Genomic DNA, 11,983 nt, shown 5'->3' on the forward strand with positions numbered 1-11,983 from the left:
GTCGGCTGCTGCGGCAGCGCGATGAGTCGGGGGAGGCGGCGATGTCCGCCGACATCGCCCAGGATCCGCGCTGGGCGCCCTACCGCGAGGCGCCGCTGGCCCATGGGCTTGCCGCCTGCTGGTCCACGCCGATCAAGGGGCGCAATGCCCGGATGCTGGGCAGCTTCGCGCTGTATTACCGCGAGCCGCGTTCGGTCGCCCCCTTCCATCGGCGGCTGGTGGAGGCCTCGGTGCATCTGTGCGCGCTGGCCATCGAGCATGACCGGGCGCGGGCGGAGATCAACCGGCTCGCCTATTTCGACACGCTGACCGGGCTGCCCAACCGCCAGCTGCTGGCCGACCGCGCCACCGCCGCCCTGGCGCTGGCCGGGCGCACGCGCCAGCCGGTGACGCTGATGTTCCTGGACATCGACCGCTTCAAGACCGTCAACGATTCGCTGGGCCATGCCGTGGGCGACGAGTTGCTGGTGGAGGTGGCGAACCGGCTGCGGCGCCTGTTCATCGAAGGCGATACACTGGCCCGGCTGGGCGGGGACGAGTTCGTGGCGTTGCTGCCGGGCTGCGACGCGGCCCATGCCTCGCTGCTGGCCGAGCGGGTGCTGGCCAGCCTGTCGGTGCCGCTGACCCTGTCGGTGCCGATGGCGGTGGCCGACCTGACGCTGACCCCCACCGCCAGCATCGGCATCGCCGTGCATCCCGACGACGGGATGGATTTCGACACGCTGCTGCGTCAGGCCGACGCGGCGATGTACCGGGCCAAGCAGGCCGGCCGCAACCGCTGCCATTTCTTTCGCCGCGACATGAACGAACAGGCGGTGCGCCGGCTGGAGATGGAAGCGGCGCTGCGCGAGGCGTTGGACCGCCAGGAAGGCGGTGCCGGCGGCGATCGGGCGGGTGAAGCGCCGTTCGAGCTGCATTACCAGCCGCAGGTCCGGCTGAAGCCGAACTGCCTCTACCGGGTGGAGGCGCTGATCCGCTGGACCCACCCACGCTGGGGGGCGGTGTCGCCGGCGGAGTTCGTGCCGCTGGCCGAGGAATGCGGGCTGATCGACCGGCTGGACAGCTGGGTTCTGGAGACCTCGGTCGCACAGCTCGGCCGCTGGCGTGCCGCCGGGGTGCCGGTGCCGGGGCTGGCGGTCAACGTCTCCGCCGTCCGTTTCGCCCGCGGCGACCTGCCGGACCAGGTCCGCTCGGTGCTCGCCGCCAACGGCATCCCGGCGAGCGACCTGACGCTTGAGATCACCGAACGGCTGATGATGTCGGAGGAGGTCGGCGCCCACGACGCGCTGGATGCCCTGCATGCGCTGGGCGTGACGCTGTCGATCGACGATTTCGGCACCGGCTATTCGTCCTTGAGCTACCTGAAGCGCTTCCCCGTCGGCGAACTGAAGATCGACCGCAGCTTCGTCAAGGAACTGGACATCGACGCCGCCAACCGGCCGCTGGTGCGCGCCATCATTCAGATCGGCGAGGCGCTGGGCCTGACCGTCGTGGCGGAGGGGGTGGAGCGCGAGGCCCAGCACCGCATGCTGGAGGCGGAGGGATGCGCCATCGGCCAGGGATACCGCTTCGCCCGGCCGATGCCGGCGGCGGCGCTGGCGGACTGGCTGGCGAGCGAGGGCAAGCACTGGGTGGAGTGTCCGGCCGACACCTGCTTCAGCATCTGAAACATTTGCAGGGGAAATGGTCCCGTTTTTCTTTGGATTTACGGGGTACTTCCGCCGCAATTCACCATTCGAATCGGTGCTTATGCGGATCCGCCGGAGTAATGGGGATCCGGCCAATACGATATAGTCGCAACGCTCCTTTGTCGGCGAAGCGCAGGTCATCCCGTTCTAGACCACGCGACTGTCTTGTGTCCCAACGTTTGGGGCGATAGAAGGTCCACTCAGCGGCATGTGCGGTCAAGCAAACTGACCACGGTGTCCCGCTGAGCGGAACAGACCCGCCCGGCGGACCGCCCGTGGAGCACAAGGGGAGCACCCGCATGCCGGACGACCATGGGGCGAGAGGAATTCCGCGATGGCGAGCCAGGGTGAATCCAAGTGGGTCTACAGCTTCGGGGCCGGTGCCACCGAAGGACGGGCCGATATGAAGAACCTGCTGGGCGGCAAGGGCGCCAATCTGGCCGAGATGGCCAATCTTGGCCTGCCCGTTCCGCCGGGCTTCACGATCACCACCGAGCTGTGCACCTATTTCTACGCCAACGGCCGCTCCTATCCGCCGGAGCTGACGGCGCAGGTGAACGCCGCCATCGCGCGGCTGGAACAGGCGATGGACGCCAGGTTCGGCGACCCGGCCAACCCGCTGCTGGTGTCGGTCCGCTCCGGCGCCCGCGCGTCGATGCCCGGCATGATGGACACCGTCCTGAACCTGGGCCTGAACGACGCGACCGCCGCCGGCCTCGCCAAGCGGTCGGGCGATTCCCGCTTCGCCTACGACAGCTATCGCCGCTTCATCCAGATGTATTCCAACGTCGTGCTCGACGTTGAGCATCACCATTTCGAGGACATCCTCGACGGCCACAAGCGCGACAAGTCCTACAACCTCGACACCGACCTGTCGGCCGAGGATTGGCAGGCGGTGATCGAGGACTACAAGAAGGCGGTCGAGCGCGAGCTGGGCAAGCCCTTCCCGCAGGACGTGCAGGAGCAGCTGTGGGGCGCCATCGGCGCCGTCTTCGGTTCCTGGATGAACGCCCGCGCCATCACCTACCGCAAGCTGCACGACATCCCGGCCGACTGGGGCACCGCGGTCAACGTGCAGTGCATGGTCTTCGGCAACATGGGCAACGACTGCGCCACCGGCGTGGCCTTCACCCGCAACCCGTCGACCGGCGAGAACGCCTTCTACGGCGAGTATCTGGTCAACGCCCAGGGTGAGGACGTCGTCGCCGGCATCCGCACGCCGCAGCACCTGACCATCGCCGGCAAGCTCGCCAACAAGTCCGACCTCCCCGCCATGGAGGAGGTGATGCCGGAGGTGTTCAACCAGCTGAACGAGGTCCGCCTCAAGCTGGAAAAGCACTACCGCGACATGCAGGACATCGAGTTCACGGTCCAGCAGAACAAGCTGTTCATGCTGCAGACCCGCAACGGCAAGCGCACCGCCCCCGCCGCGCTGAAGATCGCCGTCGATCTGGCGAACGAAGGCGTCATCGACCAGAACGAGGCGGTCCGCCGCATCGATCCGGCCTCGCTCGACCAGCTGCTGCACCCGACGCTGGACCCCAAGGCCGACCGCAAGGTCATCGCCAAGGGCCTGCCGGCCTCCCCCGGTGCTGCGTCCGGCAAGGTGGTGTTCACCGCCGACGAGGCCGAGCAGATGGCCGGCAAGGGCGAGTCGGTGATCCTCTGCCGCATCGAGACCTCGCCGGAGGACATCCACGGCATGCACGCCGCCCGCGGCATCCTGACCAGCCGCGGCGGCATGACCAGCCACGCGGCGGTGGTTGCCCGCGGCATGGGCCGTGCCTGCGTGTCGGGCGCCGGCGACCTGCGCATCGACTACAAGACCAAGCAGATGTCGGTCCGCGGCGTCACCGTGAAGGAAGGCGACATCGTCACCATCGACGGCTCCACCGGCGAGGTGATGCTGGGCGAGGTGCCGACCATCCAGCCGGAGCTGTCGGGCGACTTCGCCACCCTGATGGGCTGGGCCGACGGCATCCGCCGGATGAAGATCCGCGCCAACGCCGAGACCCCGCTGGACGCCCGCACCGCGCGGAAGTTCGGCGCCGAGGGCATCGGCCTGTCGCGCACCGAGCACATGTTCTTCGACCCGGAGCGCATCCTGGCCGTCCGCGAGATGATCCTGGCGGAGGACGAGGCCGGCCGCCGCAAGGCGCTCGCCAAGCTGGAGCCCTTCCAGAAGAAGGACTTCGTCGAGCTGTTCACGATCATGGCCGGCCTGCCGGTGACGATCCGCCTGCTCGACCCGCCGCTGCACGAGTTCCTGCCGAACACCGAAGAGGACATGGCGGAGGTCGCGGCGGCCACCGGCACCGATCCGCTGCGGGTGCGCCACCGCACCATCCAGCTGCATGAAGCCAACCCGATGCTGGGCCATCGCGGCTGCCGTCTGGGCATCTCGTACCCCGAGATCTACGAGATGCAGGCCCGCGCCATCTTCGCCGCCGCCGCCGAGGTCGCCAAGACCACCGGCGAGGCCGTCATTCCCGAAGTGATGATCCCGCTGATCATCACCAGGAAGGAGTTCGACATCCTCAAGGCGGTGATCGACCGCGCCGCCGAGCAGGTGAAGGCCGAGACCGGCGTGACGGTGGAGTATCTGACCGGCACGATGATCGAGATCCCGCGCGCGGCCCTGAAGGCCGGCGAGATCGCCGAGTCGGCCGAGTTCTTCAGCTACGGCACCAACGACCTGACCCAGACCACGCTGGGCCTGTCGCGCGACGACGCCGGCAGCTTCCTGCCGGAGTACCAGCGCCAGGGCATCCTGGAGCAGGACCCGTTCCAGTCGCTGGACGTCACCGGCGTCGGCGAACTGGTGGAGATCGCCACCGAGCGCGGCCGCAAGGTCCGTCCGGACATCAAGCTGGGCATCTGCGGCGAGCATGGCGGCGACCCGGCCTCGATCTCCTTCTGCGAGAAGGTCGGGCTGACCTATGTCTCCTGCTCGCCCTACCGCGTGCCGATCGCCCGCCTCGCCGCCGCCCAGGCCGCGCTGAACAGCGACACGGTCAAGCGCGACTGAGCCGGTTCGGATAGCTGAAACGACTTCGGCCCTCTTCCCGCAAGGGAAGGGGGCCGTTTCGTTTTGGCGGCGGGGTTGGGCGGGTGGAACATTGTGGAACAGGATTCGGGGGAGTGTTCACTGTTCCATCCGGGGCGCCCGGCCCGGCCGGCGGCGGTCGGATGGAACGTTTGGAACAGGTTGGAACGGTTTTCCGGGGGCTGTTCACTGTTCCATCCGGCGGGGCGGGTGCGCGGGAGGATGGGCGCACGGGGGCGTGGCACCATCGGCGATGCATGCAGGACACTCCTCGGGTGGTTGAGGCTTATAGTCCTATCATGGATAGCGGTCGGCGGTAAGGGGGCGTGGGAAAGGCTTGATTGACGTGTGGTCTACTGTGGTGATGGGGCTGGTCGTTCGTCGGGTGTGCCCCAGTTGTCGAGCCAGTCTGGGACATCGCGCAGGGGGCTGGTTTGACCCGCGGTAGCCTGGGAGCGGGCTTCGATAATGGCGCGGGTAAGCGCTTCAATTTCGATTGGTTCGAATGTAATTGCAGGCTCGACCATGAAGCACCTTTCGTTCAATGTTGCGCCAAAATGCATCCTTCATATTGCGAAAGTAGCAGATCGCGTGTAGATTATAACTTATTCTTCTTTGGTTTGATGTCGGAGGATAAATTGCTCGTAAAAAGAGAGCATTTCGTTAGAGCGGCTTTGGAGATTGGACTTAATGGTGAGAATGATACTTTGCCCTACGATATAGACTCTGGTTTTGTGAGGGATAGATCTGAAGAGCTTTCCCATATCTGTTTTGAACTATTTCAGCAAATCGAAGCCATGGACAAGCCATGGAAATTTATTGATAAATTGACAATCATCTCTGAACGAGTACTCACGCCCTCTGGTGTTCATGGATTTCGTATTACAACAAAAATACATCCATTTTGGAATTTGTATTTAAATGGATTGGGTTTAGCTATTGCTGAGGTCAATGAGAGCAATAGAAGTGCAAGAGTGCATTCTTACCGCCTTGATAGACAGGGGCCGGCTTTTTTGAAAAAACAAAATCATGGAGAGCGTACAAAGCGGCCACTATTGAAGAAGAATTATTAAAGAATGAGAAGTGTGTCGTTATTCAGACTGACATTTCTAGCTTCTACGAACATATCTATCATCACCGTCTTGAGAATATTTTAAAAGATCTCAGTGGAGATGGATCTAGTATTTCTGTCCAGATAAATAGAATACTTAGCAATCTTGCGTCTGGCCGATCATTCGGATTGCCTGTTGGCGGGCAGTGTGCGCGTGTTCTTGCTGAAGTTATGATGACACCTATTGATGCTGCCCTCTCGGATGCGGGAGTCGTGTGGCACAGGTATGTTGATGACTTCACTTTGGTCTGCTCTTCACAGCAAGATGCTTATAAATCCTTATCTATTCTGTCTCATTCTCTTGCCGACTATGGAATGTCTCTCAACAGAGGCAAGACAACTATCCTTGGCGCGAACCACTATGTGGACTTCGTAAAAGCTCAACTCGGAGATGTTGATGATGAAAGCCATGCATTAAGGGAGCTTGATCTACATTTTGACCCATATTCTGATACGGCTTATACAGAGTATGAAAACCTTAAAAGCTCATTTAGGGAGATAGATGTTTCTTTTCTTCTGGATCTGGAGAAAGAAAAATCACAGCCTGATAGCTTTGTTCTTGCACAGATAGGCAGAGCTTTAAAATTCCAAGAACCAAAAGTAGCAAAACAGTTATGTGCAACGCTTTTAGATCCGGGAAATCTAGACTCTTTCAGGGCATCTTGGTCAAAAATAATGCGTGGAGTTTACTCTGTTAGGGCAAATGATGATTATAAAGATGTTTTTGATGAAATAGATAACCTTTTAGATAAAGTTATAAAAGAGTGCTCTCACCTTTTGGTGCCTGAATCAAATGTTCTTCACTTCATGAAGAATGTCCGCTTTAGGAAAACAGAGTTGAGGAGTGCATTTGTTCATAATCTCTATGAAAGCAGCAAGTCAGATATGGTTAAGCGTTCTTGCATTGAGGTTTGGAGTCATTGGAAAGACAGGCAGAAATTTAACTATCTCAGAAATAAGTGGTATAGCCTGAGCTTCGATGAGAAAAGAACATTTTGGTATTATGCGGACAGGTTTGGAGACGAGGGGAAAAAATCAATGGATCAACTTCGAAGCTCACTTGGAGAAGCTTGGCGGCTTGGGTTTGAAAAAGAGGACCATAAGAATTTTGCTCAGTGCTATGAGGGTTGGGTGAAGAATGTCACGTAGTAGAATTGCGGTTAGAGATCCCAGGAATGTCGCGAGAGATATACCTGGTATACTTGACATGCTATTCCCGCGACTGAGTGGGGGATTTGTTGCATCTTTGAATAAGGGCATCTTCCATTTTAGTGGAGTTGATCCTATAGGTAGCGACCTAATAGAAAAGTCTAGACTGCAAAAATCCATTTTGTTTGAGCTATCTACAGTCCGCGCTGAGCGTATTTTGTCTGGTAGTAGGAGCATAGATTGGGGAGATTGTCTTTTATCTGCACTTGATAGGCAGAAGAGATATTATGACGTTAGAGAACCAAGTGTGCTAGAGATCGTGGATTGCGAAATCGCGTCCCAAGCGTGCGACAATTTAATAAAAATGATACGACATCTGGAATCGATGTACAGTAGTTATTCTCTCGAAATTGCACCGAGAATTCCAGGGCTGGGATGGATTGCCACAGGCAATGGTGATTTTTCAGTTGGACCTTTACTTATAGAAGTCAAGCATACTGACAGAAACTTCATTTCTAGCGATTATCGACAAGTTCTTATGTATTTTATGTTAAAGTATGCTAGATTTTTGGAAAAGAGTGAGACATGTTGGAGTGAAGTCGCGCTTATAAATCCTAGAAGAGGGTGCGGAGTGATCGCAAAGTTCGATCTTCTCCTAAAATCATCTTTGCCTGGAGTTGGGAGAGTTGACATAATTTCTTCTCTGACTGAGATGGTCGGTGGCGATTTTGTTCCATGAGGCGCGCGAGCATATTAAAAAGCGTCTATCAAAACCCCAGTCTGATGCGCTGAAGGTATCATTTTTTCAATCTTTGATTGAATATGGTCCGCGCTCTAAAATGGAATCAGCTATATTATGTTATCCACCGCGACCAGTTCCGGCCGAATGCTCATGCCGTCGCGGACCAGTCGCACCAGACCGTGCTTCGCCAAGTCTTGCAGAGCGCGCGAGAGGCTCGGTTCGGCGCGGTTGGCGGGTTGGGCGAGGCGGGAGACCGTCTCCGGGCGTTCGGTGGCGATCAGTTGCATCAACACGCGGTTGGCCGGGGTCAGCACGCCGAGAAGGCCGGAGACCGACTCGCCATCCGTCACGGACTGTACCGGGGGAACCGGGCGGGTGCCCTGGGCGACCGCCAGCATCTCGTCGCGCAAATCATGCAAGGTCCGCATGGTCGGGTTCCCTGGTGTCTTCGGCGTAGTGGTCGGTGAGGCGCATCTAATATGCGCTTGGCGAGGGGATGCGGCTACCACATTTGCGCCCGGCTTTGGTTGGGAATGTGCAGGGGCCATGCGGTTCTGGATTCTTGATCCACCCCTCACCCTCCCCACGCCTTCGGCGCGGGTCCCCGCCCTCTCCCGGGGCGGGAGAGGGTGGTCGGGCGCGCTGTCGCGCGCCGCCAAGGGGCATGCTGCCCCTTCGCGATCCCCTGGCAAAGGCTGGCGCCTTTGCGGCCCCCTCACCCTGACCCTCTCCCCAGGGGGAGAGGGGAAGTTTGCGGAGGGGAGGGGAGGGGGCGGGCCGTTACCGACCCCTCGGCTTCGCCCTGGCGGTCGGCTCGGCTTCCAGCGGGTTGTCGGGCCAGTAGTGTTTCGGGTACTGGCCCTTCAAATCCGCCTTCACCGCCTTGTAGGCGTTGGCCCAGAAGCTCGCGAGGTCGCGGGTGACCTGCACCGGGCGGCGGGCGGGGGACAGCAGGTGCAGCAGAAGCGGAACCCGGCCGCCGGCGATGCGCGGGGTCTGGGCCAAGCCGAACATCTCCTGCAGGCGAACCGCCAGCACCGGCTCCTCGCCGTCATAGTCGATGGGGATGCGGGAGCCGCTCGGCACCTCGACATGGGTCGGGGCCTCGGCGTCCAGGCGGGTCCGCAACTCCCAGGGCAGCAGGGCGCGCAAGGCGCTCGACAAGTCGATGCGCTCCAGATGGGCGCGGCGCGACACGCCGTCGAGGAAGGGGGCCAGCCACTCCTCCAGGCCGTCCATCAGGGCCGCGTCGGACAGGTCGGGCCAGACGTCGCCCTCCCGCGCGCGCAGGAACATCACGCGGGTGCGCCATTTGCGCAGCTCGTCGGTCCAGGGCAGGCAGGCGGGGCCAAGCGCGCGGATGCCCTCGATCATCGCGGCGGTCATCGCGTCGGCCGGCGGCTTGGCCAGCTTCTCGTCCTTCAGGATCAGGGCGAACAGCATGCGGCGGCGGCGCGCCAGAACCATCTGCTCGCGCGCGTCCCAGGCGACGATGGTCTCTGTGCGGATGTCGTCGGCGAAGCTCTCCTCCAGATCGGCCAGCGTGACCGGGGCGGCCAGGAAGATGCGCGATTCGCGGGCGGCGCCGTCGAGGTCGGCGATGGCGAGCCACTCCTCGGCCGACAGCGGCTCCGCATCCTGGAAATAGGCGCCGCGCCCGCCCGACAGGCGATACTGCGCCGCAACGCCGCCGGGTTGGCCGCCGGGGCGGCGCTGGCCGATGCGGTCGGGATAGGCCAGCGCCACCAGAATGCCGACGGCGTTCGAGTCCATCGCGTCGTCGTCGCGCACGCCGAGCTGCCGGCGCCACTGCCGCGCCTGCTTCACCGCCTGCTGGGCGCCGCCGCGGTCGACGCTGAGGCCGCGCGCCGCGCCATGGCCGCCGCGCTCCTCACCGCGCAGCAGATCGACGCGCAGGCGCAGGTCGGCGTCGCGGAACCCAGGCTGGCTGCGGACGATGTCGCGCTCGCCCAGCAGGGCCGCGACCAAACAGGCGAGCGCGCCCTGGCCCATCGCCTTGCCGGCCAGCATCATGTGGGCCAGACGCGGATGCACGCCGAAACCGGCCATGCGGCGGCCGTGCGGGGTGATGGCGCCTGATCGGTCGAGGGCGCCGAGGCCGGTCAGCAGCTCGCGCGCCTGGGCCATCGCCGCGGCCGGCGGCTGGTCGAGCCAGGACAGGCTGGCGGGGTCGGAGACTCCCACACCGCAAGCTCCAGCGCCAGCGGGGCGAGGTCGGCGTCGGCGATCTCCGGCGTGGTGAAGGGGGCCAGCGCCTTGTGCGTCGCCTCCGGCCACAGGCGGTAACAGACGCCGGGCTCCAGACGGCCGGCGCGGCCGCGGCGCTGCTCGGCCGAGGCCTGGCTGACCTTCACCGTCGCCAGACGGGTCATGCCGCCACGCGGGTCGAAACGCGGAACCCGCATCAGACCGCTGTCCACCACGATGCGGATGCCCTCGATGGTCAGGCTGGTCTCGGCGATGGAGGTCGCCAGCACGATCTTGCGCTGGCCGGGCGGGGTGGGGGCGATGGCGCGGTCCTGCGCCTCGGCCGACAGGTCGCCATAGAGTGGGGCGAGGATGACGTTCGGACCCAGGTCGGACTGGTCGAGCAGGGACTGGACGCGGCGGATCTCGCCGACGCCGGGCAGGAAGACCAGGGCGTTGCCGGGCTCCTCGCGCAAGGCGCGGCGGACGGCGGCGGCGACGGCATCCTCGATGCGGGTGCCCTGTGTGGGGGCGTCGAGGTGGCGGGTCTCGACGGGGTAGGCGCGGCCCTCGCTGGTCACCATCGCGGCGGGGCCGTCCGCGTCGGCCAGCAGGGTGGCGACCGGGGCGGCGTCGAGCGTCGCCGACATGACGACAAGGCGCAGGTCGTCGCGCAGCGCGCCGCGCGCCTCCTGCACCAGGGCAAGGGCAAGGTCGCTGTCGATGCCGCGTTCGTGGAACTCGTCGAACAGGACGGCGCCGACGGCGGGAAGCTCCGGGTCCTCCTGCAGTTGGCGCAGGAACAGGCCGTCGGTCACCACCTCGATCCGGGTCTTCGGGCCGACCTTGGTGTCGAGGCGGACGCGGTAGCCGACGGTCTCGCCGACCGCCTCCCCCAGCATCGACGCCATCCGGCGGGCGGCGGCGCGGGCGGCGAGGCGCCGCGGCTCCAGCACCAGGATCTTGCGGCCCTTCAACCAACCGGCCTCCAGCAGGGCCAGCGGCACCCGCGTGGTCTTGCCGGCGCCGGGCGGGGCCTGGAGGACTGCGGTGCCGCGGCGGTCCAGCGCCTCCAGCAGGGCGGGCAGGACGGGATCGATTGGCAGGGCGGGGAAGGCGGGCTTGCTCATGAGGGGGAGTCTGCTGCCGCGAACCGGGGCGAAAGGCAATGGATTTCGCGAGGAGGGCGGGGCGGCGCGCGCCAAAAGGTCGCAGGGGCGGGGCAGGGAGCGCGGACGCACGACCGATGACCGCAAAAACTGTATGGTTTTGGGGTCGTCGGGCTTATTCGCACCTCAAAGGGATCCATGACCGATATCCACGACGCCGCCCTGTTCCTCGCCCACGCCTGCGCGCTGGAGGAGGACGCCGCCAACCGCTTCTCCGACCTGTCGGAGGCGATGAAAACCTATGGCAACCAGGAGGTCGCGGCCTTCTTCGGCCAGATGGCGAAATTCTCGCGCATGCATCTGGCCGAGGCGCGGGAACGGTCGGGCTTCCGCAAGATCCCGGACCTTGCGCCGGAGGACTTCCAGTGGCCGGACGGCGACAGTCCGGAAGCGGCCTCCATGGAAGGTTCGCACTATCTGATGACGGTGGAATACGCGCTGGAACTGGCGCTGGAGAGCGAAAAGCGCGGGCAGGCCTTCTACGCCGAGGTGGCGAAGACCACCACCGACCAGGAAGTCCGCATGATGGCCGAGGAGTTCGCCGCCGAAGAGGCCGAGCATGTCGCCCAGCTGGAGGTGTGGGCCAAGCGCTATCCGGCGCTGCAGCAGTAAACGGCGTGTGAGGAAGGGGGCGTTGGCTGCCCCCTTCCCTGATCACTTTGACAGGGCGGACCAGTCGATCTCGTACACCTTGTCGGCCGGCTTGTAGGTCTTGAAGGCGGCGATCACGTCGTCGACGGTGACGTCGCCCGGCACATTCTGGATTTCGTAAACGACCGAGCTGCCGCTGGTCGGGCCGACGTCGGCGTTGCGGTGGGCCTGCGAGACCAGCCCTTCGCCAGCCTTCTTGATCATGATGGAAGCCATGCA

General features: G+C 63.0%; 7 protein-coding genes and 1 pseudogene. 5 read left to right on the forward strand and 3 right to left on the reverse strand.

Translation table 11 applies throughout. The features are described 5' to 3' along the window. The first annotated feature begins 8 nt into the window (after nucleotides 1-8). The 4 genes from AB8P05_RS10740 to AB8P05_RS10755 all read left to right on the forward strand — a co-directional run bounded on the left by AB8P05_RS10740 (nucleotide 9) and on the right by AB8P05_RS10755 (nucleotide 6,994). Nucleotides 9-1,667 carry a putative bifunctional diguanylate cyclase/phosphodiesterase gene (locus AB8P05_RS10740; RefSeq protein ID WP_472759336.1) on the forward strand — a complete coding sequence of 553 codons (1,659 nt, stop codon included), beginning with the start codon at nucleotides 9-11 and terminating at the stop codon, nucleotides 1,665-1,667. A gap of 355 nt (nucleotides 1,668-2,022) precedes the next feature. Further along, entirely contained in the window at nucleotides 2,023-4,716 is a 2,694-nt protein-coding gene (gene ppdK / locus AB8P05_RS10745) for a pyruvate, phosphate dikinase (protein ID WP_472757924.1), read from the forward strand. Between the two features lie 452 nt (nucleotides 4,717-5,168). After that, a complete protein-coding gene (locus AB8P05_RS10750; RefSeq protein ID WP_472757925.1) occupies nucleotides 5,169-5,807 on the forward strand; it encodes a hypothetical protein in 639 nt (212 codons plus the stop codon). Nucleotides 5,808-5,860: 53 nt separating this feature from the next. Continuing rightward, on the forward strand, nucleotides 5,861-6,994 hold the full coding sequence (locus AB8P05_RS10755) for an RNA-directed DNA polymerase (protein WP_472759337.1): 1,134 nt from the start codon (nucleotides 5,861-5,863) through the stop codon (nucleotides 6,992-6,994). A gap of 849 nt (nucleotides 6,995-7,843) precedes the next feature. Here AB8P05_RS10755 and AB8P05_RS10760 read toward each other — a convergent pair. Continuing rightward, nucleotides 7,844-8,164 carry an HVO_A0114 family putative DNA-binding protein gene (locus tag AB8P05_RS10760; RefSeq protein WP_472757926.1) on the reverse strand — a complete coding sequence of 107 codons (321 nt, stop codon included), beginning with the start codon at nucleotides 8,162-8,164 and terminating at the stop codon, nucleotides 7,844-7,846. A 352-nt stretch (nucleotides 8,165-8,516) separates the two neighbouring features. Then, nucleotides 8,517-11,074: pseudogene (hrpB, locus tag AB8P05_RS10765) on the reverse strand (ATP-dependent helicase HrpB). A 177-nt stretch (nucleotides 11,075-11,251) separates the two neighbouring features. Between hrpB and AB8P05_RS10770 the strand changes: the two are divergent. Further along, complete coding sequence (locus AB8P05_RS10770; protein ID WP_472757927.1) at nucleotides 11,252-11,725, forward strand: ferritin-like domain-containing protein; 474 nt, start codon at nucleotides 11,252-11,254, stop codon at nucleotides 11,723-11,725. A 42-nt stretch (nucleotides 11,726-11,767) separates the two neighbouring features. Here AB8P05_RS10770 and AB8P05_RS10775 read toward each other — a convergent pair whose 3' ends face one another. After that, nucleotides 11,768-11,980, reverse strand: coding sequence for a hypothetical protein (locus AB8P05_RS10775; RefSeq protein WP_085090343.1), 213 nt, complete (start codon nucleotides 11,978-11,980; stop codon nucleotides 11,768-11,770). Nucleotides 11,981-11,983 lie beyond the last annotated feature (3 nt).

It is taken from the genome of Azospirillum sp. VT-I1 (assembly GCF_055698305.1).